Origin of the sequence: Halapricum salinum (assembly GCF_004799665.1) — an archaeon.
GTDB lineage: Archaea > Halobacteriota > Halobacteria > Halobacteriales > Haloarculaceae > Halapricum > Halapricum salinum.
This window is the reverse complement of the sequence record NZ_CP031310.1, coordinates 3,071,308-3,093,413: the sequence shown is the minus strand read 5'-3', so window position 1 is coordinate 3,093,413 and position 22,106 is coordinate 3,071,308. Positions and strand designations below refer to the sequence as shown.

The following is a 22,106-nucleotide window of genomic DNA, read 5'->3' as shown; positions in this document are numbered from 1 at the left end:
TGGTGTGAACACCCACTTCTTCAGTGTCGTTCGAATATCTTGACGAGTCGGTAGTATCCAGCCTCGGTGACTTCTAGCGGCTGTCGTAGTACGCGACGGCGCTCCGCCAGGGGAGCAACAGCACCAGTCCGACCGCCATAGAGACGACGACGAACGTCAACTGGACGCCCCCGTGGACCAGCGGCGTCGCTCGAATTGCCATGGCAATCAGGACGGCAGTGATCCACGCTGGCGTCGTCCAGGAGATCGCTCTGAGCGGGAACTGCCAGGCGTCCCGCGTGTAGAGGCCGCCGACGAACGCGACGAGGACCCACCCGATCAGGAATGTCGCGAACGTCTCCAGCGCCCAGAGAGGGTACTCCCACGGGGGCGTGCCGTGATTGATCTCCCCCACCGCGACGAACAATCCGATCAAGACGACGTCACCGACTGCGACCAGCGCCGTCAGCGGCGACGGGTCGAGCCGTCGATCGAACAGTGAAACCACCTGCTCCATACTCACTCTCTCTGCGTCGAGCGGCTTTTGTTTTCCCGTTTCGGGACGACGCCAGCGACCGTGTAGCCGAAACCGTCGTCCACGACGATGGTCTCGAATCCGACCCGTTCGAGGTGGTCACAGAGCACCTGGGGCGAGACGAACTGCGACTCGAAGCCGATCAGGTGTTCGCCCGTGACGAGCAATCGACCGAGCAGCGTCGTCGGGTCGAAGTCGCTGATCGCCAGCACGCCACCGGGACGAAGCACGCGAAACACCTCCTCGAAGAGGCTGTCCCAGCCGTGGACGTGGTGGAGCGCGTCGACGATCGTGACCGCGTCGACCGACGCGGGGGCCACCGGCAGTCGACTCGCGTCGCCCTGGATCGTGGCTAACCCGTGGTCGCGAGCCCGGACGAGCATTCCGCGGGCCGCGTCGAGGACGATCCGCTGGTTGGCGTCGAGCGCCCGGGCGGCACGGCCCGTCCCGCCCCCGAGGTCGAGGAGGCGGTCGACTGGGCGCTCGCTACGTTCGAGTGCCCGGCCGAGCTGGGTCGCGTCCGCGCCGGGCATGACGAGGTCGTAGACTCGGGCGAACCGATCGAACGTACTGACGTCGCTGACCCCGACCATAGCCACACTCGGCGCGCCGGTGTGAAAAAGCGGCCGGCCCGCGACGCAGGAGCGGTCCGAGCGCCACCGTCATGCCGCTGGCGTTGCTCGTTCGTGTATGGAGTTCGAACTGCTGGGCTGGTCCGAGGACGGGCCGACACTCCAACTCGACTACGAGCAGTTCAGCTACGCCGGGAAGTTCGTGATGTCGAGCACGGGCAAGGCTGTCGTGCGAGCCGACGGCCACGGAATCGTGGCCGCGGCCGCGTTCGACCCCGATCGAACCGACGACGCCACGCTCCGGATTCGGTACGTGACCGTCCGTCGGGACTGTCGAGGAGAGGGGATCGGTGCCCGATTGTTGCGAACAGTCCGCCAGCGGGCGGCCGATCAGGGGTTCGACCGCGTAGTGATCGCCGTGAACAATCCCTTCGCCTACGAGGCGGCCACAAAAGCGGGATTCGGCTATAGTGGCGAACGGACTGGCGTCGCCGAACGAGTGTTGGTGTGGCCGAGCGAGGAGCGCGACTCTCGATATCGCGAGGGGCTGGAGAGCTTTCTGGAGCGTGATCTATCGGATACCGAAGCGACGTTTATTCGGAGCCGAGAAGAGCCACCGGCAGTCGTCGATCCTCACAGGTCCTGATCGATCGGACCCGACTCGAACAGCCGCGAGCCACACTCGTCACAGTCGACGGCCGCCACCTGATGGCTGCCACAGCAGGACTCGACTTCCTTGGTGTCGAAGACCACGTCGTTGCCGCATTCGGGGCAGGTTTCGAGGAACAGCCGCAGGCCCTTGAGGAGCCGACTCCGGTCGGCCACGGGGAACTCGTCCCACTCGTCGAGACGGTTCGAGAGCAGGCGTGCGCCGGCCAGGTCGGCGTAGAAGGCAGCCTCGGATTCGAGCGCGCCCACCAGATTGCCGTCGATGGTGATTCGGAAGGCGTCCTTGACCGGCTCCAGTTCGACGTCGCCCTCAGAATCGATCCCCATGACCGTCACCAGTTCCTCTCGATTGGCGTCCTCGTCGGCTTTGACGTCGGCGATGGCCTCGTCCCAGGCTGACTCGAACTCCTCGGTCAAACGGAGATCGCCAGACGGAGCTTCTTCGAGGGCGCCGACCGAGACGAGCGTGGCTTCGGGATTCTGGACGGACGGTTGCTCGACGTCTGCTGTCCCGCCGTCGGTGACGACTCGGTTGTGCGTTCCATCCTCTGGGGCCGCGGGTCCACCGTGGTCGGACATGGGTATTCGCCCGTCGGTTAGTCACCGGTACTTGTAAATTAATCCCATCACAGCCGGAAGAGGATCTCTCCCCGAACGATTCAAACCACCGTCGCCCCAACGGTGCATCGATGGGAAACGCGGCACTCCGGGACCTGGCGGTGATCGAGGACGTCCCCTTCGCGGATCTGGAGGGATCAGTCGTCGCCGTCGACGCCCACAACTGGCTGTATCGCTACCTGACGACGACGGTGAAGTGGACCAGCGACGACGTCTACACGACGAGCGAGGGTGAGGAAGTCGCCAATCTGGTCGGGATCGTCCAGGGACTGCCCAAGTTCTTCGAGCACGATCTGACGCCCGTGTTCGTCTTCGACGGGGCCGTCACCGACCTCAAAGAAGACGAAGTACAGGAACGCCGCGAGAAACGCGAAGCGGCCGAGGAGCGTCTCGAAGAGGCACGCGAAGCAGGCGACGACATTGCGGCCGCGCGCCTCGAATCACGGACCCAGCGACTGACCGAGACGATCATCGAGACCACCCGCGAGTTGCTCGAACTGCTGGACGTGCCGATCGTCGACGCCCCGGCCGAGGGCGAGGCGCAGGCGGCCGTGATGGCCCGACGCGGTGACGTCGACTACGCCGGGACCGAGGACTACGATTCGCTCCTCTTTGGCGCGCCGCTGACGCTACGCCAGCTCACCAGCAAGGGCAATCCCGAACTGATGGATCTCGACGCGACGCTCGAAAAACACGATCTCACCTGGGAGCAGTTGATCGACGTCGCCATCCTCTGCGGGACGGACTTCAACGAAGGCGTCTCCGGGTACGGCCCGAAGACGTCGGTGAAAGCGATCAGGGAACACGGCGATCTCTGGGGCGTCATCGAAGCCGAGGGAGTAGGGGTCCCGAACGCCGACCGGATCCGAGACCTCTTTCGCGATCCGCCGGTGACCGAGACGCCCGACCTGGATCTGGACGTCTCGCCCGACGTCGACGCAGCCCGAACGTTCGTCACCGAGACGTGGGAAGTCGATCCCGACGAGGTCGCGCGGGGATTCCAGCGGATCGAGGACGCACAGGTCCAGACCGGGCTCGATCAGTGGTCGTGATCGACTGATGGCACCAGTCGAGGGGCGGCGCTGGGCACTCGTGGTCTTCGGCCCGGTAGTCGCACTGATCGTCCTCGCTCTGGTGAGCTACGGCGCGCTGTTCGCCGTGCCGGGCGGTCCCTGTCACGGCGGCGGCGATCTCACTGCGCCCCAGAGTCAGATCGAGATCGCAGCCACGGATTCGTCGGTACTGGCCGTCCACGTCGGCGGTGACGCTCTCGATAGCGAGACGACCGATCGCGTCGTGCTGGTCGTCCGCGACGCCGACTCGCCGACGGCCGCGAGTACGCGCTGGCCGGTCGAGAACGGCACAGTGAGACTCTCCGAAACCGAGGCCGGCTTCGCCTTCGACGAACGCGACACAGTCCGCGTCAGATGGTACGGCAAGGATCCCGACGTGGCGGGCTTCTGCCCGAACGGTCGGACGATCGAGACGCTGGCCGCACGTTCGGTCGGGAACGCGAGCGTCCCGATCGGGACGTGAGGCACCGACAGCGTTTTTCACCCCGCGCTCGTGACTGGTCTCGTGAACGTCCGCGGCGTCGTCGTCGACCTCGAAGACCCGAAAACCGTCAGCACGCAGTACGGCGAGCGCGAGCTCTGTGAAGTGACGATCCGCCCCGACAGGGGTAGAGACGAGCCCATCACGGTGACGCTGTGGGGCGACTGGGTCGAGAACGCCCGCCAGATCGAGACGGGGATGGAACTGGCCCTCTACGACGCCGAGGAACGGACCTACCAGGGCGAACAGCAGTACACGACCGGCAGCGACACGATGGTCGTCGTCGAACCCGATTTCATCGTCGACGTGACCGACGTCCGCTCGTGGGTCCAGTGCCCCCGGATGTACTATCTCAACAAAATCGACGGTCTGCCGCTCGTCTATCCGGTGGTAAAGGGGACCATCGTCCACGAGGTGTTCGCGGACCTCCTCCGCGGGCAGGACCTCGACGCAGCGGTCGAAGAACAGGTCGACGCCGCAGGACTCGAACTCGGCCTGCTCGGCCGCAGTGTCGAGGAAGTCACCCAGGAGGTCCGCGATCACGCCAGCGCCATCGAGGGCTGGCTGGCTCAGGGCACACTCACCGAGACGGACGAGTGGCGCTCGGAGATGACGCTGGTCAGCGAGCGCTACGGGATCAAAGGCCGGGCCGACGCGATCCGTCGCGGGATGCCAGTCGAACTCAAGACGGGCAAGAACACCCGTCGTGAGCCCAGATTCCACGACAAGATCCAGGCCGCAGCTTACGCGCTCGTCCTCGGCGAGCGTGCGGCCCGCGAAACTTCCGCGGCGGACATGATGGCCGGCGACGGCGGGACCGAGTCGGCACTGGCCGCCGCCCCCGATACTGGCACACTCCTCTACACCAAGAACGCGGCCGTCGAACGGAACGAGGAGAGCGGCGACCTCTCGCCGGCGAAGGAGTTCTCGATCGGTTCCGGACTGTTGCAGTACGTCCTGCGACAGCGCAACGCCATCGCTGCCATGGAGTTCGACAGTGACGTCCCGACTGGCTACGAGGCCGATGCCAAGTGTGAGTACTGTTTCGAACAGGACACCTGCATGGCCGTCTCGGGCCGACTCGACCAGGAGTCGAAGGCCGGCCAGGTCGGCAGCCCGATCCCCGAGGAAGAACGCGAGTACTTCGATCGGTTCTACCGGGCGATCGAGGAGGAACGCCGCGAAGTCCACCGCGAGTACGCCAAATTGTGGGAGCAGGGCGCGGACGAACGGGCTGACGACGACCGCGCGCTGGTCGACCTCGAACCCACGGGCCAGCGAGAGATCGACGGCGGGCGGTGGGAAATCCGGGCAAAGGGGACAGGTGCGACTTCGAAGATCCGCGAGGGAGACGTCGTGCTCGCCAGCGACGGCCATCCGATTCGCGGCGATGCGGAACTGGCGCGAGTCGAACGCCTGACAGCCGAGGAGGTGATCGTCACTGCTGACGAGCCAGTGGAACTCCGGCGACTCGACATCTATCCCTCCGAGCTGTCGACAGATCGGATGCTCACAGCCTTGCACGACGCCGTTCTCAAGCAACCCCAGCCGAAGAAAGACGTCCTGTTCGGCCGGCGATATCCCGGATTCTCGCCTGTTTCGGAGACGTTCATCGACAACAACGCAGCCCAGAACGAGGCTGTCGAACTCGCAGTGGGGGCCGAGGACTTCGCGCTCGTCCACGGGCCGCCCGGGACGGGCAAGACCTACACGCTCGCGACGATCATTCGAACCCTCGTAGACCGGGGCGAACGCGTCCTGCTGTCGGCGTTCACCAATCGCGCCGTCGACAATGCCATGGAGGCGCTGGTCGAGCAGGGATTCGAAGACATCGTCCGGGTCGGAACCGAGAGCGGCGTCCGCGACGACATGCAGCCCTTCCGGCTGGAACAGTCGGGCGACCCCGACGAACTGGCGTCGAAACTCCGTGACGCCTCGGTCGTCGCCGCCACGACGGCGTCGTGTGGCTCGCGGATCGTCCGCGAACAGGAGTTCGACGTCGCCGTGGTCGACGAAGCCGGCCAGCTGACCGAGCCGGGGACGCTCGCCGCCACCAATCTCGCCGAGCGGTTCGTCCTGATCGGTGATCATCAGCAGCTGCCGCCCGTCGTCCGCGCCGAAAACGACCTGCAGGAGTCGCTGTTCGAGCGCCTGATCGAGGCCCACCCAGAGGCAGGAGTCATGCTCGACCGACAGTATCGGATGGCCCAGCAGATCCAGGCGTTCCCGTCGAAGGCGTTCTACGACGGGCAGTTGCGACCTGCAACTGGCGACGTCGCGGCCCAGCGAATCGACGATCTCGCTGGCGTTTCACTGCCGGCATTGCCCGAACACCTCCGCGAGCGGGTGGCGTTAGTCGATCCCGGCGGGAGCGCTCGCGGAAACACGAATCCTGCCGAGGCCGACGCCGTCACCGAAACCGTCGAGCAGTTCGCCGCGGCGGGGGTTTCACGGGAGGACATCGGCGTGATCGCACCGTTCCGTGCACAGGTCGCCGAGATCGGCCAGCGACTCGACGATTCAGTGGCGGTCGACACGGTCGATCGCTTCCAGGGGTCGAGCAAAGAAGTCATCCTCGTGTCGTTCGTCGCCACGGGCGAGCTAGAGGGGCCGATCTTCGAGGACTACCGACGGATCAACGTCGCGTTGACCCGAGCGAAGAAGTCGCTCGTGCTCGTCGGTGACGCAGCAGCGCTGTCGAGCGACGACACGTACGCCGAGATGGTCGCGTGGGCGCGATAACTGGACGCCAACGACCGCCAAACTGCTAAGCCGCTGGTCGTGCATGATTAATCTATGCAGTCTCTCGAAGACATCGACGAGATCGTCTACGAACCCAGCCAGGAGTTCGTCGAGTCGACCAACGTCTGGCAGTTCATGCAGGCCTACGACATCGAGGACTACGACGAACTGATCGAGCGGACCACAGGAGAAGTCGCAGGCGTCGAGGAGTCGGGGATCGAGTGGTTCTGGGACGAAGTGGTCGACTACCTGGGGATCGACTTTTTCGAAGACTACGACACAGTCAGGGACGACACAGAGGGGCCACAGTTCAGCCGCTGGTATTCCGGGGGGGAGATCAACCTCGCGCACAACGTCCTCGACAGGCACGCCGCCGTCGACAGCGGGACACGCAACCACGTCGCGACGATCTGGGAGGGCGAGGACGGCGAAGTGCGAGAACAGACGTTCCACGATCTCCACCGGGAGGCAAACCGGGTCGCCAACGCCTTGGAAGAGCGCGGGATCGAGACCGGCGATACAGTGGGATTGTACATGCCGATGGTCCCCGAGGTCGTCTCGATCCTCTACGGCTGTTTCAAGGTGGGCGCGATCGCCGTCCCCATCTTCTCGGGGTTCGGCGTCGACGCAGTCGCCACACGGATCGAAGACAGCGAGTGTTCGGTTCTGTTCACAGGCGATGGCTTCTATCGCCGGGGTGAGCCGATCTATCTCAAGGACACTGCCGACGAGGCGATCGAACAGGCCGGCCACGTCGAACACACCATCGTCTACGATCGATTGGACACGCGAGACAGTATCGACAAATCGATCCCGTGGACGATCAGTCGCGACGAGTGGTGGGACGACGTGATCCCGAGGGCCGACGACGCCTACGAGACGAAATCGCTCCCGAGCGACCAGGAGTCGATGCTGCTGTATTCGTCGGGCACGACGGGCCAGCCAAAGGGGATCGTCCACACCCACGCCGGCGTGCAGGTCCAGTGTGCCAAGGAGATCTACTTCGGCTTCGACCACAAGCCCAGCGATCGCTTCTTCTGGGTGAGCGACATCGGCTGGATGATGGGCCCCTGGACGCTGATCGGCAACCACACCTTCGGCGGGACGATCTTCATGTACGAGGGTGCGCCCGACTACCCCGAACCGGATCGCTTCTGGAAGCTGATCGACGACCACGGGCTGACTGTCTTCGGAATCTCGCCGACCGCGATCCGCGCTCTGCGGAAGTACGGCGACGACTGGCTCGAAGGCCACGACCTCTCCAGCCTCCGGCTGCTGGGCTCGACCGGCGAGCCCTGGGACCCCGAGTCCTGGCAGTGGTTCCTCGAACACGTCGGCGGCGGAGACACGCCGATCATCAACATCTCCGGCGGGACCGAGATCTGCGGCTGCTTCCTGATGCCGATGCCGATCCAGTCGCTCAAACCCTGCACGCTCGGCGGTCCGGGACTGGGGATGGCCATCGATATCGTCGACGAGGATGGCGAATCCATCGCCGACGAGCACGAGCGAGGGTATCTCGTCGCTCGGGATTCCTGTCCGAGCACGACCAAGAGCCTCTGGAGCGGTGACGAGCGCTATCTCGAGGAGTACTGGTCGCGCTGGGAGGGTCTGTGGAACCACGGCGACTGGGCCCAGAAAGATACGGATGGTTTCTGGTTCCTCCACGGCCGGGCCGACGACGCACTGAACGTCGCCGGGCGCAAAGTCGGCCCGGCCGAGGTCGAGGGTGCGCTGATCGATCACGAGGCCGTCAATCAGGCGGCGGCGATCGGCGTCCCCGATGAGACGACCGGGACGGCCGTCGTCGCCTACATCGTCCTCGAACCCCGCGTGGAACCGAGCGACGAATTGCGTGAGGAACTCACCAGTCTCGTCGGTACGGAACTCGGCAAACCGTTCCGTCCCCAGGAGATCAGATTCGTCGAGCAGTTCCCGAAGACCCAGTCTGGCAAGATCATCCGCCGAGCTATCCAGGCCGTCCACACGGGCGAAGACATGGGGGATCTGAGTAGCATCGAGAATCCAGACGCCCTGGACGCGATAGAAAACGCTCGCTAGAGACTCTTTCATACGTAGGACGGCCACTTTTCAGTCAGCAAACTCCACGGAGACGTGCATGTCCCACCAACCAGACCGACCACGAGAGTACGTGTGTGAAGACTGTCTGAGCGTCCACGCTGCCGTCGTCCACGGCCAGCCCGGCGACCGTCACTACGAAGCTCCGGACGAATGCGCCGCCTGCGGCAGCGACGACTTCGTCGACATCAACGAGTATCCATTGATCGAGTGAGAATCGCGGTGCGACCGTCCGTCTTCCGACGAGCGATTCGAACGAGCGAGTCCATTTAATATATAAATCTTTGGTATACTTTGGATCGCAAACTCTATTGGGATGGAAACAAATTTTCGAACAGAGCAATGGCAACCGACACTGCGATTCGTCGATCGAATAAAATGGCGGAAACGCCGGGTACTCGACACTGGATCGCCCAGGCGAAGTCCTTTTTTGAACGGTACGCCAGAGAACTGTTTCGGAACAAGACCGTCCTGTTCTGGTCAATCGCGTTTCCGGTCGGGTTCTACCTCCTGACGATCACGGTGTTCGTCCCGGTCGAAGAGATTCCCGCAAACGAGCGGCCGTACATATTCGCAGCGACGGCGATCAGCTACGGGACCTTCGGCGCGATTATCGTCTGTCTGAGTAGTTTCGGGCAGCAACTCGCGGCCGACCTCGAAGCCGACCGCTACAAGCAGTTCCGGGCGCTCCCGATTGCGCCGACTGCCGATATGGCTGGCCGGATGCTGGCCGGCCTGCTGCTCGCAACCGTCTCGTTCCTTGCGGTCGTCGTCGTGAGTCTGGGAACAGGTGCGTCCTACACGCTCCGGTCGATTGCGTCGGTTCCGATCGCCATGCTGGCGTTCGTCGGCTTCGCCGTCATCTGGATGGTCCTGGCGATGGCCGTCGCGAGCGCGATCACCGACGAACGCTACGCGGCGCTGCTCACCGTCGCTGTCGCACTACTGGCGTACATGCTTACCGGCTACAACGGGACCGACCCCGGGAGCTACACCGGCCCGGATGTCCTGTTGAACTACCTCCCGAACACACTACCCTCTCGCGTGCTCGTTTACCAGTTCGTCGACGCCCCGGCGAGTTCGCTTGCCCCACCCGCGCTTCCGAGCACGATCTGGTCGGTCGGAACGCTGACGCTGTACACCGCGCTGGCACTCGGCGTCGGGATTGTCGTCGTCCGTACTCGGATCTACGGAACGGGGGTGCTGGCATGAGTGGCGAGCACGTGCCTGCCGTCCGAGCGGCGGGGATCGAGAAATCGTTCGGGACCGAGGGCGTCCTCGACGGAATCGATCTCTCAGTCGCTGGCAACGAGATTCTCGTCCTTCTGGGTCCGAACGGCGTTGGAAAGACCGTCTTGCTCGAATGTCTCGCGGGCAGCAGCCGGCCGACTAAGGGGGACGTGGAGATATTCGGTCGAGACGTCTCCGAAGACGGCGGTCGGAACCTGAGCTTTCTCCTGCAGGATACGATGGCCATCGAGACGCTCACCGGCCGTGAAAACATCGACTTCTACCGACGGATGCACCCCGGATTCACCGACCGCTGGGAGCAGTATCTCGACCGACTTGATCTCTCCGAGGACCTCGACAAAGCCGTCGACGATTACTCCGCCGGCATGACACGCAAACTCGAACTCTCGCTGACGATGAGCGTCGACGCGCCGCTCTACCTGCTCGACGAACCGACGGCCGGCGTCGACCTCTCGATGATCCAGCGGTTTCACGATATCATCCTCGATCGGTACGACGGCGGCTCGACGTTCGTCATCACGAGTCATCGTCCGCTCGATGCCGAACTCGCCGATCGACTGGCGTTCATGCGCGACGGAACGATTACAGCAGTTGGCGCGCCCTCGGAGCTCATGGATGCCGTGCCGCCAGTCATCCGCGTTTCCGGGTCCGGAGCGATGCGCACCGCCGAATCGTTCGTCAGGGGCGGCCGGCTGTTCCGGACGGGCGCTACGGCACGCGGGTTCCTGAAGCCAGACGTTGAATTCGAGGAGCTCGAAGCCGCCGTCGACACCGACGTCGAAGGCGTCCGAATCGAGCGCGACGACGCGACCCACACCGACCTCTTCAACTTCTACGTGCACGTCGTCGAACCGCAAAGAACGTCCGGCGGGACGCCGAACGACGATTCGATAGAGGCAGTTGTCGAACCATGAGCGAAGACACGGACGTCGATCCGGCGGAACTGGAGGCCCAGCTCGAACAGATCAAAGACGCCATGGGCCTGTACGAGCGCTACGAGGGAGCGGCTGGGCAGTGGCTGCTGTTCGGCGTCCTCGTGCTGGTGGCCGCCGCAGCTTCCCAGTACGTTCACCTCGAGGAACTGCCGGGCTACTGGCACGGCATCATCTGGATCGGGCTGCTGTTTGGCGGTGGATTCCTCGGGTTCTGGTTGCTTGACGATCAGTCCTCGCTGGGGACGCCAGCCGGCAAACCGGGCATCTGGTTCATCTTCGTCGTCACTTACCTCACGTCGCTGCCGATCGGGCTGATCACCTCGCGGTTCGTGGAGGACCTCGGCTACCAGGCTGAAGCCGTGTTCACCCAGTCGATTATCCTCGTGTTCGTCGGGCTGGCGTATCTCGTCACCGCCAACGCGCTCCGGGCGTACCACATTCGGGCGCGGGATCGCTACGCCTTCTACGTCGGGGGGATCATGCTGATCGGCCTCGGCGCGGCGATGCCCTACGTCGACATCCTCTGGACCTGGGGCTACGCCGTCTTCGGGACGCTGTACTTCGCGTACGCCATCGTGACCTACCTCGTCCTCTCACGAACCTGATCATGGATCTCGACAAACTCGTCCACCAGCCGACGCGACTGCAAATCTTCGCGTATCTCTACCGGCACGGCGAGACGAGTTTCCCGACGCTCAAAGACGACCTCGACGTCACCGAGGGCAACCTGGCGAGTCACCTCCGCAAGATGGAAGACGCCGACGCGGTCGCAATGCAGAAACAGTTCGTCGACCGCCGCCCCCAGACGACGTACGAACTGACCGACGACGGCCGAGAATTGTTCGAAAACCACGTCGAGACGCTCGAATCACTTATCGACAATCTCGACGACTCGTAGGCATAGGTGGGGTCGCCGAAATCACGGCTGACACGGACGCGGTGTTCGAGACGAGTGTCGGCGTGATCCATCGGATTGACGAGCGCACCTGGTTCGTCGTGCATGCAGATCGGGGCCAGCCGTCGGTCGCTGACGACACTGTGGCGCGGCTTGTCTCGGAGAACAGGCACGCAGCGGTCGAACTGGACACCGATCGGTTCGGCGATGTGTTCGATGAACTCGAGGAGAAACGCTTCGGGCAGACCCAGACAGCGTACAAAGACTGGGCAGTAGATCGTCTTCAGGAGCATCATACGACAACGGTGCAGTACACCGGCGACAACAACGTCACCTACACCAAGACCTGCGAGCCGAACCTCTCAGACATTTCGGTGCAATCGATCGAACCCGTGTATCTCCCGGAAGTCCGGCAGACAACTAATCTCCAGCAGTACACCTATCCCTACGAGTATTTCGCGGCCGGGCCGTCACGAGTCACGGTCGAGGACAGGATTCACCGCTGTGTCCACTGCGACACCAGCGGTAGCAACGAGACGTATACCTATTGTGCGAATTGTGGCAGCATCAGCTGTAGCGATCACACGAAGACCGAGCGCCTGGAAGGTGAACCGGTGTGTACTGGCTGTGCGGTGACCGATCGATTCGCGCTGAAAACGAAGTACTTCTACGACGATGACAACCTCGAATCGTTCCGTCGAGAGTACGAGGCGATGGCGCTCCACGAGAAAGCAATGGAAAACCAGCCCTTGGCTGTCGGCGGTGTTGTGACGGCGGTACTGCTTTTCGTCGGCGCACTCATGACTGCCGGCGTTATTTGAGATTGCTGATAGCACCCCCCTGAAAAAGACGTCAACTATACACCACTATTGGCTGGTAGATATCACTCAAATATTCATTTGTGGTGAGAAGAATTGCCAACACCGACAAACGATATCGAGGCTGACTCGATCGACGATCTCGGCGCCGACTGGGAGGAGACTACGGAGGCGATGCTGGAGGGAAGTACCCATGACACAGAGCTGGGCAGGATGATGGGGCGAGATGCGATCCGGGTAAGTATAGGCAAGATGACCGAGGCCGAATTCCACGAAAAATACCACGAGGCGGTTGTTGAGGAGTTCGGAGTCGACGATCGGCCGACCGAACCGGAGGGGTTCGATGAGTGAACAGGAGGGCGTCAGCCGCCGTTCGGTCCTGATCGGAGCGGGAGCAGCCGCCGGTACACTTGGAGTCAGCGGTGCCGGCTTGCGGTGGGCGCTGACTGAAAACAGTTCTGCACAGCCCCAAAGCTTACTGGACGAAACATCGGTCGTAACAACATCTTGTGCGCCAAATTGTCGCGGCAAATGTCCACTGAACGTGTACGTCCGGGATGGGCAAGTCAAGTTCGTGGAGCCGCAGATGACGGACGACGAGCAATATCGGCGAGCGTGCCTGCTCGGGCAATCCCACATCCAGCGAGTATACAGCCCGAAGCGACTGAAGTACCCAATGAAGCGGGCTGATTGGTCGCCGGAGAATCCAAACCCCGAGGGACGGGGTGAAGACGCAGAATTCCAGCGGATCTCCTGGGACGAGGCTCTTGACTACATTGCTGACGAAATGAAACGCGTACGTCAGGAATACGGTCCAGAGAGCGTCTTCTTCCACACTGGCTCTGGGGATAATGGACTTGGGACAACCTGGTTCGGACGGCTCCGGAACATGTTCGGCGGCACGGGACAGGGTTGGTCGATAGACTCCAACGTTGGTGTCGGATTCAATCGTGTAACTGGCTATGGGTACTTCCTGCCACCAACGAACGAATCCGAAGACTGGGTTAACGCGAAGACGATCATCGTCTGGGGATCGGACATTCTTGCGAGCCAATTCCAGCACGACGCCTCTAAGATACTTGATGCTGTCGAGGCAGGTGCCAAACTCGTAGTCGTCGATCCTGTGTACACGATGACGGCTTCGAAGGCTGATCTGTGGCTTCCGATCAAACCAGGCAAGGACGTCCATCTTGGCCTTGGAATGATCCACACTGTCCTCGAGGAGGAAATCTATGACGCTGAGTTCCTCCGTGAGCGGACGACTGCGGGTGCACTCGTCAGAAAAGACACTGGGAAGTGGCTCCGAATGAAGGACCTCCCCGATGGCGGAGAGGAAGACGAGCGGTTTGTCGGCGTTGACCGAGAGAGCGGTGAACCGGTCGCTCTGGAGCCTGACACGTATGCTGACGTCGAACTGTTCGGCGAATATGAAGTAGGCGGCATCGAGGGTTCGACGGGCCTCACGTTGCTCGAAAACCACGTCTCGGAATACACCCCTGAGAGTGTTGCGGAGACCACCGGTCTTGCTGCCGAGGACATTCGGACTACTGCACGGTGGCTCGCAACCCGTGGTCCGGGTGGCGTCTGTCCTAGTTACGCTGTCGGTCGATACAAGTACGGCCACGTGTTCGGACAGACGTACGCCATCTTGATGGGGCTGACCGGAGACTACGGCAAGTCCGGGACGCTCCATTCCCAACATCCGTCTGGGACCTCTATGTGGTCCGGTGACTACGGGTCACCTGAAGGCGCCGAAGGCAGCGCATACCTTCGGATGCACGAATTGCCTGATGCTTTCGAGAACGGTGACCCGCACCCGTTGAAAGTCGTCTACGGGATGGAGTCGAACATGCTCGTCAACCAGTTCCCAGACCGTCAGCAATGGATCGACGTATTGGAAAACGTCGACCTGTTTGTGATGGCTGACTTCCACAAGACCCCGACGGTCCAGCATGCCGACATCATCCTGCCGGCAGCACACTGGTTCGAACGCGAGGACATCTCAGACGCTTGGGGTTCACACCCGCACATCAGTTACAGACAGCAAGCACACGAACCGCTCTGGGAAGCCCGCGATGATTACTTCATGATCAATGATCTCGCCGAGAAACTCGGTTACGAGGACCTCTTCCTCGGTGACAAGCGGGCGGAACTTGAGAAAGTGGCGGCAAACGATCCACGCTTCGACTTCGAAGAGCTCCGCGAGAAGGGGAACATCCGTGTCTCTGACAACGTGATCAAGTACACGGAGCCGTTCCCCACTGATTCCGGGCGCATAGAGATCTACGATGAAGACAAACCGGTCGAAGATGAGGGGACGAGTCTGGAGTTCCCGCGGCCAATCGAATCTCGGACTGCCGACGATCACGAATTAGCAGACGACTACCCGCTGATGTTCATGCAGAAGCACTCGAAGTGGCGGATCCACTCCCAGTGGGCTGACAACACAATGGTCAGGAAGTTCGATCCTGAACCGCGTCTCGATATCCATCCCGACGACGCTGCCGAGCGGAATATTGACGACGGAGAGTACGTGCGCGTGTACAACGACCGCGGTGAGATGGTCGTCAAAGCGAAATATAATGAGGGCATGCAGCCAGGGCTGGTCAACACCGATCAGGGCTGGTGGACGGAAGACTTCATCGAGGGGAATCTTCAAGACCTGACTCACACCGACGTGAACAAGCTCGCGCCGACTTTCGCGTTCTACGACGTCCGTGTTGAAGTTGAGTCCGCACCTGCAGAAATCGACACGAGCATGTACACCGATCAGGACCAGGCCGGATGGCTTGGGGACAGCATCGAAGGAGGTGAGAACCGATGACGAACTACGGCCTTGTGATCGATCTTGAACGCTGTATCGGTTGTCAAGCCTGCGCAATCAACTGCAGCCAGGAGAACAACGTCGCACTCGACAAGCAGTGGAACCGCGTCCTGACCGAGGGCGGTGACGGAATGGATACCGCCGCTGGTGCGTATCCCGAAGATGGCCGGGACGGGACACTGCAGATGAACCATCTACCGATGGCTTGTCAGCACTGCCAGAACGCACCCTGCGTGAAAGTGTGCCCGGTCAACGCGACCTACAAACGCGATGACGGAATCGTCGAAATCGACTACGACAAGTGTATGGGTTGCCGGTACTGCATGGCAGCCTGTCCGTACAACGCACGGGTATTCAACTGGGACGAACCGACCACCCACCCCGCTGAGGGGACGGGCCACGTTGAACAGCGGCCTACGGGCGTCGTCGAGAAGTGTACGTTCTGTAGCCACCGCGTCGAAGCGGACCTCGATCCAGCCTGTGTCGTTGGCTGTCCCGCCGACGCCCGAATATTCGGAGACTTCGACGATGAGACGAGCACAGTCTCAAAATACGTCGATAAATACAGCACAGATCAGCTTCTCGACGACCTCGAAACCGATCCGAACACGTACTACATCCGGGGTGAAATGAGCCCCGGACGGACGCGAAGCGGCAACGAACTCGAAGGTACCGAAAAGAAAGAGACACTCATGGATGGTGCTGGCGTAGCCAACGGTGGTGAGGACGCATGAGCAGCGAAACCTATGATTCGACGTCCAGCGGGTTCGGTACGCCTGGAAAAGTCTGGCTCGGCACGCTTGTCGTTCTAGTTGCAGCCGGACTGCTCGCCTGGGCCTACCAGCTCAGCGAGGGCCTTATTGTCACCGGGATGAACAACGTGTTCTCCTGGGGGCTGTACATCATGCTGTTCGTGTTCTTCGTCGGCCTCTCGGCGGGCGGACTGATCATCTCCAGCGTGCCCAAGTTCTTCCACAGCGATCGCTACGACTCCTTCGCGACGCTAGGTGTGTTGCTCAGCTTCGCGAGTATCGTCGTTGCAGGGCTGCTGATCCTACCCGACCTCGGTCGGCCATTACGAGCGGTAGGCTTCCTCCTCTCGCCGGACTTCCGGTCACCGATGGTCTGGGACTTCGGGATCGTCCTCGTATACGGGTTGTTCAGCGCGGTCTACCTCTGGCTGCTGACCCGGCGCGATCTGGCCGCCCGCGGCTCGCGACTGGCCTTCGGTGTCGAGGACACCGAGGCCGGCCGCGAGCGCGACAAGAAGCTGAGCTTCTGGGCGGCTGCGGTCGCGATCCCGCTGGCGGTCGCGCTGCACTCGATCACCGGTTGGATCTTCGCGCTGCAGATCGGTCGCGGTGACTGGTTCAGCCCGCTGGTCGCGCCGATGTTCATCATGAAGGCGCTGGTCTCCGGGCTGGCGCTGTTGCTCGTCGTCGCGATTCTCGCAGATAGGTACACGAGCTTCGAATTGCCGAGATCCCAGGTCACTGAGCTCGCGAAGGTACTCGGGATCTTCGTCGCGGTCCACATCGTCTACCTGCTGGCGGCCGAGCGCCTCCCGCACGCCTGGGCAGACAGCTTCGGGTTCTGGTCGATCACCAGCGGCTTCCTCGTTGGCGACTCGATCTACTTTTGGCTGTGGACACTCGTCGGCGGAGTAATTCCGCTCGCACTGCTAGCTGTACCGTCGCTTCGTCGAAGGCTATGGGCAGTATTCACCGCGAGCGTGTTCGCCATCGTCGGCATCCTCTTCGAGGGTGTAAATCTCATCTTCACCGGCTACGATCAACTCAATATCGATGCAGCACCCGGTGTCACGACCGGGACTGATTACGCCGGATTCGGCTCGGATGTCTGGGCGACAACAGGCTCGTACACCCCGACTATCGTCGAGTTACTGATCTCGCTCGGGCTGGTCGCGCTGGGTGCGTTGATCGTGACGCTCGGTGTGAAATACCTACCGATGCAGCCCAGTGAGTCCCTGTCGCGGACGTCCAGAGAAACACCTGAAGCGACCGGAGCTGTGGCTGACGGTGGGACAGGAACAGACGATGCGACGGAGTCAACTCAATGAACACAACGAGCACCAACGACAACGAGAAACAGTTGGCTGCCGGCTACGCAGTACTGGCGCGCTGCTGGCGCGAACCCGATGCCGACCTTGTCGCGGCGATCGAAACCGGCGACCTTGATGAGGTCGCGACTGACATTGACACGGTCTCGCTCGATGCACTCCGGATCGAATACACACGGTTGTTTGTCGGTCCCGCGGAACCACCATGTCCACCCTACGAAAGCGTCTATCGCGACGAAGGCGGCCAAGTTCTCGGCCCGATGACTAGAGCTGTGGTAACCTGGTACCGGAGCTACGACCTAGAGCCAGATGTCGAAGTTCCGGAACTCCCAGATCACATCGGGACTGAACTGGAGTTTCTCGGCTGTCTCTATCGAGAAAACGAGACTGAGGCCGCAAAGCAGTTCCTCGAAGAACATCCCCGGGAATGGATTGGTCAGTTCCTCAACGAAGTACGCGAAGCCACCGACGAGCCGTTCTACGCCGCGCTGGCTGACACAACGGAACGCGTGATTGAGCCGCTGGAATCAACTACCCCACCCTAAGCGCCTTCGGCGCTTTGAAGGTAGGGCTTGTCGGTGAACTCGGCATTGAGAGCCGTACAATTCAGGAATGAGAGACTCTCGGTCTGAGCGTGTGTCGGTGACGCTGGGGCCGCCGACATCGTACGTTTCTCTGGGATGGGTTTTTGTCCGAGCTGTATTCGCTGTCATCACCTTTGGCTACAGCAGAGACTCCATGTCGTGGAGGGAGAACAGTGACCAGGTGTCGATGGCTGGGGCAGCGTTGTCCGCAATACCCTCGACGACGAACAGGGGCGCAACGTCGTCGTCGCGGCCGGGGCGGCCGAACAGGTCAGTGACGAACACGACAACCAACGCCCACGGTCGACACGACTATACCTCAGCGATACGGGCCTGGTCTCGGCGCTGGAAAACAAGGCACCCGGTGCAGCTCTGAACGATCTGGATTACGAGGCTGACCTCGCCCGGATCGCGGGGTTCGACCACACGATGCGGCTCGCCTACGGGATCAACGCCGCGCAAGGACACACCGAGGCGCCATCCGTCCAGTACTGGCGAGGCCGCAACGGAGAAGTCGATTATGTGTTCGAAGCCGGTGACACGCCCGTGCCTATCGCACTCTCGTATCGGTCCAGTACCTACCAAACCAAGCTCGATGCGCTCGCTGAGTTCCGCAATCAGTACCAGGCACCAGTTGGCCTGCTGGTGAGCGGAGATACGAGTAACCGTCTTGACCCGGTGATTGAGCGAGAGGAGGGCGTCATCGAACTACCGTTCTGGCTTATCTCTTGTTGTGCTGAGAACTCCTCAAGCCGACCAACAAGAAAATCAGCAGGCCTTATTCAACTCCGCCCACGGTGGGGCGAAGAATCCGCCTTACCACCCAGTTTGACACGCTCAATTATCGTACTTCAGAGTATCATACTTAGAAGTATTATTATCGGTATATCGGGCTCTTGCTGTGCCAACGGCGTACGGACCACTACTGGAAGTCGGAACGGTTTCCTCAGTTCCCTACGGAGAAAGAGTTGATGAAGACGGTGCTCGTGACTGGTGCTGGCTCAGGGATTGGGCGAGCCACCGCCGAGTTGTTGGCCACCAATGGATGGCACGTCTACGCCACCGACAGCAACGCTGACGCGCTCCAAACTGTTTCCGGCTGTGTCACAGAGACAATGGACGTCACCAATCCGGACGAAATCGAGCGCCTTCGGGCACAGATTGCCGACGAAGTCGGCGGGCTGGATTGCGTGGTCGCCAACGCGGGGATCGCCCAACTTGGCCCAGTCGCCGACATCTCGCCCGAGAATCTCGAAGAGCAGTTCAACGTCAACGTCCATGGCGTCCACCGAACCGTGCGGTCGATGCTCCCACTGCTGACAGAGCGCGACGGGATTGTAATCATCGTGTCCAGCACCCACGGTCGCGTCACGACACCGGGCATGGGCGCGTACGCTGCCTCGAAACACGCTATCGAAGCCTTAGCCGAAACACTTCGTATGGAGGTCACCGATCTCGGCGTCGATGTAGCCGTGATCGAACCCGCCTGGGTCACCACTGATTTCTCCGATACAGCCCAGCAACGACTCGAAAACACAGACCGCGACGAGCGCTTTGCGGACGTCTACGACGCGATGGCTGAAGGAACACTCGTAGGCGGTCGCGGGCCACTGGCAGTGACGCCAGATCGGGTCGCAGCTCAGATCCACGATATCGCGACCACCGACAATCCTGGGCTGCGCCACCCGGTCGGCTGGCCAGCCAAGCTGATTCTCGCGACCCGGTGGCTCCCCCAACCACTCCAGTCTCTCGGCCAGCGATCAGCCATCAAAATATGCGCCTTACTACACCGACTGCGAGGGCGTGATCGATGACGCAAAAGGAAACGATTTCGACCGGCCACACGTTCGAGCTACCGGCCAAACTGTCAGCCTCGATCGTCGGTGCTGTCTTTCCCGCAGATAGCGGTGATGTCGCTGCACTTCTACCCACCGGGCTGGAGCCGATCCGGGCGACACGGACGCAAGCGGCGGTGACAGTGCTGGCCGTCAGCTACGACCGCGTCGGTGACGACACGATCGATCCGTATGACGAAGTCGGTGTCCTTCTTCCAGCAGTCGAGACAGGGACGCGAACGTGGCCCTATCTCTCCGCGCTACGACGTGGCGTCAGTGGCTACGTCTACACGCTCCCGGTTTCGACCGAACAAGCACGCGCGTTCGGCGTCGATATCTGGGGATATCCGAAACTCGTCGCCGATATCGACCTCAGAGACGAAGGTAAAACACGACACGCGACAGTCACTGCCGATAGCCGGCACGTGCTGTCGTTCGAAGCGCGACGCCCACCGACAGTACCGGCCAAGCTGTCCGGCTATAACTACACTGTTAAGCACGACCAGCTCCTTCGAGAGGAGACGCGATTGTCCGGCCGTGCCGGAATCTGGCCCAGACACCGCGCAACCCTGCGATTCGGCGCGCATCCTGTTGGCCAACACCTCGCCGCCGTCGAAATCGACGATCGACCGCTGTACACCGTCGCCGCCAGCTGCGACTTTAAAATCAGTGCTGGCTCCGAAGCGCGTTCTCAGACCCTTGATGACGATGAGATACAACACAGTTAGCGACTGCAATCAGTACGACATATTCAGAGTTTTTGGCGCGCGCAGGTAGGTCGCAAATGGGTGATCTAGGGGGTAAGTTCTAAGGGGGTCTATTTTAAATAGTGTATATAGGGCTAATCGAGGATTCTATTCGCCAGCAGGAGTAGTCCCGGGCGGATTCGAACCGCCGTCATAGGCTCCAAAGGCCCATATGATTGGCCACTACACCACGGGACTCCGCGTCGCTCGTCCCGTGACTCTCGCGGATCTATCGATCACGCTCGACACCACGGGACTACACGCGACGCTACTCGATTCGTGGGTATAGTAGTTCCGGGTTCTCACCGATCACCCGAGCGCGACGCTTTTATTCCTGCAGTGTATATCGACAGATCTCAGGATATCCTTGATACGTAGCAAATACGGGGCAGGTGGTTTTGGCGCAGATGGATATGGTACAGCGACCTCGAATTTCTTCTGGTCGACGACCGATGACGAACGCTTCCAGTACGCCGCGATCGCCAGCGATAGCGACGCCGTTTACGCCGCTGGTCTCGGGACGGCTGTCGCAGCCGTAAATAAACTTTCCGGATCACCTACGTGGCGATTCGACCGCCAGGGGAGCCTGGTCGACTCGACACCCACGATAGACACCGAGCGGCTGTACGTCGGCAGCGGAAGTGGGACCGTCTACGCCCTCGGACTCGACGATGGGGCGCCGGAGTGGACCGCCGATATCGACAGTGCGGTCGCATCCTCGCCCACGGTCGCTTCGGGGACGGTCTTCGTCGGCACGAACGACGGACAGATATGTGCGATCGACGCCACGTCGGGAGCCGAAATCTGGAGCGCCGTTGTCGGCGCGAGCGTCTACTCCGCACCGGCTACAGATGGAGCAACCGTCTACGTTACTGCGGCGGACGGGACAGTCGCCGCACTGTCAGTTTCGGACGGCGACGAGATCTGGAGCGTGGCTGTGACTGCAGACACTCTGCGGGCCAATCCAATAGTGACGACTGCCGGTGTCGTCGTTGCTGGCAGCGATCTCCAGTTGCTCGATACCGAGACTGGTGACGCGCTCTGGACGCTCACAGCCGCCGGCTCCGGCGAGACGACACCGCTGGTCGCAGACGGAACGATCTATGCGACTGACGAGTCAGGGATTCTCAGAGCGGTCGCGGTGGATTCGGGACAGGCAGACTGGACACTCACACTCGGTTCGACTGTCCACGCGACACCCTTGCTCAACGATGGCATTCTCTATGTCGGTACTGACGATGGTGATCTCGTCGCGATCGATCCCGAGACTGGAACCGAGACGGATCGCTGGCAACTCGGTGGCCGTATCATGACACCCACGGTGGTCGGGTCGACGATCTACGCCCCGACTTGGGGCGGGAGCATCAGAGTCGTAGCGGTATAACGGGCG

Annotated in this window: 22 protein-coding genes, 1 tRNA gene and 1 pseudogene; 19 read left to right on the top strand and 5 right to left on the bottom strand. The window is 61.6% G+C overall.

Annotated features, from left to right (window positions below; translation table 11 throughout):
* Positions 1 to 73: 73 nt before the first annotated feature.
* Both DV733_RS15225 and DV733_RS15220 read right to left on the bottom strand, forming a co-directional pair.
* On the bottom strand, positions 74 to 496 hold the full coding sequence (locus tag DV733_RS15225; protein ID WP_049992832.1) for a DUF3054 domain-containing protein: 423 nt from the start codon (positions 494 to 496) through the stop codon (positions 74 to 76).
* Positions 497 to 498: 2 nt separating this feature from the next.
* On the bottom strand, positions 499 to 1,107 hold the full coding sequence (locus tag DV733_RS15220; RefSeq protein WP_049992831.1) for a class I SAM-dependent methyltransferase: 609 nt from the start codon (positions 1,105 to 1,107) through the stop codon (positions 499 to 501).
* Positions 1,108 to 1,204: 97 nt separating this feature from the next.
* Here DV733_RS15220 and DV733_RS15215 point away from each other — a divergent pair, with 97 nt between their 5' ends.
* Positions 1,205 to 1,732 (top strand): GNAT family N-acetyltransferase, encoded by a 528-nt coding sequence (locus DV733_RS15215; RefSeq protein ID WP_049992830.1) that lies wholly within the window; start codon positions 1,205 to 1,207, stop codon positions 1,730 to 1,732.
* Here DV733_RS15215 and DV733_RS15210 read toward each other — a convergent pair.
* Complete coding sequence (locus DV733_RS15210) at positions 1,720 to 2,334, bottom strand: hypothetical protein (RefSeq protein WP_049992829.1); 615 nt, start codon at positions 2,332 to 2,334, stop codon at positions 1,720 to 1,722. The genes DV733_RS15215 and DV733_RS15210 overlap by 13 nt on opposite strands.
* A gap of 110 nt (positions 2,335 to 2,444) precedes the next feature.
* On the opposite strand from DV733_RS15210, the gene fen reads away from it, so the two are divergent.
* The 15 genes and pseudogenes from fen (at position 2,445) to DV733_RS15140 (ending at position 18,096) form a co-directional block, all read left to right on the top strand.
* A complete protein-coding gene (gene fen / locus DV733_RS15205; protein ID WP_049992828.1) occupies positions 2,445 to 3,425 on the top strand; it encodes a flap endonuclease-1 in 981 nt (326 codons plus the stop codon).
* Positions 3,426 to 3,432: 7 nt separating this feature from the next.
* Positions 3,433 to 3,909: a hypothetical protein gene (locus tag DV733_RS15200; protein ID WP_049992827.1), complete on the top strand. Its 477-nt coding sequence runs from the start codon at positions 3,433 to 3,435 to the stop codon at positions 3,907 to 3,909.
* Between the two features lie 42 nt (positions 3,910 to 3,951).
* Positions 3,952 to 6,669, top strand: coding sequence for an AAA domain-containing protein (locus tag DV733_RS15195; protein WP_049992826.1), 2,718 nt, complete (start codon positions 3,952 to 3,954; stop codon positions 6,667 to 6,669).
* 54 nt (positions 6,670 to 6,723) lie between these two features.
* Entirely contained in the window at positions 6,724 to 8,730 is a 2,007-nt protein-coding gene (locus DV733_RS15190) for an AMP-binding protein (protein ID WP_049992825.1), read from the top strand.
* A gap of 58 nt (positions 8,731 to 8,788) precedes the next feature.
* Positions 8,789 to 8,962, top strand: coding sequence for a hypothetical protein (locus DV733_RS17405; protein ID WP_170178712.1), 174 nt, complete (start codon positions 8,789 to 8,791; stop codon positions 8,960 to 8,962).
* A gap of 164 nt (positions 8,963 to 9,126) precedes the next feature.
* Entirely contained in the window at positions 9,127 to 9,960 is an 834-nt protein-coding gene (locus tag DV733_RS15185; protein WP_136342365.1) for an ABC transporter permease, read from the top strand.
* Positions 9,957 to 10,913, top strand: a complete 957-nt coding sequence (locus tag DV733_RS15180) for an ABC transporter ATP-binding protein (RefSeq protein WP_079979363.1) — start codon at positions 9,957 to 9,959, stop codon at positions 10,911 to 10,913. Before DV733_RS15185 ends, DV733_RS15180 begins: the two co-directional genes overlap by 4 nt.
* A complete protein-coding gene (locus DV733_RS15175; protein WP_049992823.1) occupies positions 10,910 to 11,539 on the top strand; it encodes a hypothetical protein in 630 nt (209 codons plus the stop codon). The genes DV733_RS15180 and DV733_RS15175 overlap by 4 nt, the downstream gene beginning before the upstream one ends.
* Positions 11,540 to 11,541: 2 nt before the next feature.
* A complete protein-coding gene (locus tag DV733_RS15170; RefSeq protein ID WP_049992822.1) occupies positions 11,542 to 11,832 on the top strand; it encodes a transcriptional regulator in 291 nt (96 codons plus the stop codon).
* A gap of 11 nt (positions 11,833 to 11,843) precedes the next feature.
* Positions 11,844 to 12,650 (top strand): annotated as a pseudogene (locus DV733_RS15165) (restriction endonuclease); the annotation flags it as partial.
* Positions 12,651 to 12,821: 171 nt separating this feature from the next.
* On the top strand, positions 12,822 to 12,998 hold the full coding sequence (locus DV733_RS15160) for a 4Fe-4S ferredoxin N-terminal domain-containing protein (RefSeq protein ID WP_079979445.1): 177 nt from the start codon (positions 12,822 to 12,824) through the stop codon (positions 12,996 to 12,998).
* Complete coding sequence (locus tag DV733_RS15155) at positions 12,991 to 15,471, top strand: molybdopterin-containing oxidoreductase family protein (protein ID WP_049992821.1); 2,481 nt, start codon at positions 12,991 to 12,993, stop codon at positions 15,469 to 15,471. The genes DV733_RS15160 and DV733_RS15155 overlap by 8 nt, the downstream gene beginning before the upstream one ends.
* Positions 15,468 to 16,205 carry a 4Fe-4S dicluster domain-containing protein gene (locus DV733_RS15150; RefSeq protein WP_049992820.1) on the top strand — a complete coding sequence of 246 codons (738 nt, stop codon included), beginning with the start codon at positions 15,468 to 15,470 and terminating at the stop codon, positions 16,203 to 16,205. Before DV733_RS15155 ends, DV733_RS15150 begins: the two co-directional genes overlap by 4 nt.
* The gene (gene nrfD, locus DV733_RS15145; protein WP_049992819.1) at positions 16,202 to 17,551 is read left to right on the top strand and encodes an NrfD/PsrC family molybdoenzyme membrane anchor subunit; all 1,350 of its coding nucleotides are present in this window, start codon (positions 16,202 to 16,204) and stop codon (positions 17,549 to 17,551) included. Before DV733_RS15150 ends, nrfD begins: the two co-directional genes overlap by 4 nt.
* Complete coding sequence (locus DV733_RS15140; RefSeq protein WP_049992818.1) at positions 17,548 to 18,096, top strand: TorD/DmsD family molecular chaperone; 549 nt, start codon at positions 17,548 to 17,550, stop codon at positions 18,094 to 18,096. The genes nrfD and DV733_RS15140 overlap by 4 nt, the downstream gene beginning before the upstream one ends.
* A gap of 177 nt (positions 18,097 to 18,273) precedes the next feature.
* Here DV733_RS15140 and DV733_RS17185 read toward each other — a convergent pair whose 3' ends face one another.
* Positions 18,274 to 18,420, bottom strand: a complete 147-nt coding sequence (locus DV733_RS17185) for a hypothetical protein (protein ID WP_154019510.1) — start codon at positions 18,418 to 18,420, stop codon at positions 18,274 to 18,276.
* Positions 18,421 to 19,106: 686 nt separating this feature from the next.
* Between DV733_RS17185 and DV733_RS15135 the strand changes: the two genes are divergently transcribed.
* Both DV733_RS15135 and DV733_RS15130 read left to right on the top strand, forming a co-directional pair.
* Positions 19,107 to 19,949 carry an SDR family oxidoreductase gene (locus DV733_RS15135; RefSeq protein WP_049992817.1) on the top strand — a complete coding sequence of 281 codons (843 nt, stop codon included), beginning with the start codon at positions 19,107 to 19,109 and terminating at the stop codon, positions 19,947 to 19,949.
* Positions 19,946 to 20,698 carry an acetoacetate decarboxylase family protein gene (locus DV733_RS15130; RefSeq protein WP_049992816.1) on the top strand — a complete coding sequence of 251 codons (753 nt, stop codon included), beginning with the start codon at positions 19,946 to 19,948 and terminating at the stop codon, positions 20,696 to 20,698. The genes DV733_RS15135 and DV733_RS15130 overlap by 4 nt, the downstream gene beginning before the upstream one ends.
* A 143-nt stretch (positions 20,699 to 20,841) precedes the next feature.
* Here the strand turns inward: DV733_RS15130 and DV733_RS15125 are convergent.
* Positions 20,842 to 20,914: transfer RNA gene (locus DV733_RS15125), tRNA-Gln, on the bottom strand.
* A 169-nt stretch (positions 20,915 to 21,083) separates the two neighbouring features.
* On the opposite strand from DV733_RS15125, the gene DV733_RS15120 reads away from it, so the two are divergent.
* Positions 21,084 to 22,100 carry an outer membrane protein assembly factor BamB family protein gene (locus tag DV733_RS15120; protein ID WP_049992815.1) on the top strand — a complete coding sequence of 339 codons (1,017 nt, stop codon included), beginning with the start codon at positions 21,084 to 21,086 and terminating at the stop codon, positions 22,098 to 22,100.
* Positions 22,101 to 22,106 lie beyond the last annotated feature (6 nt).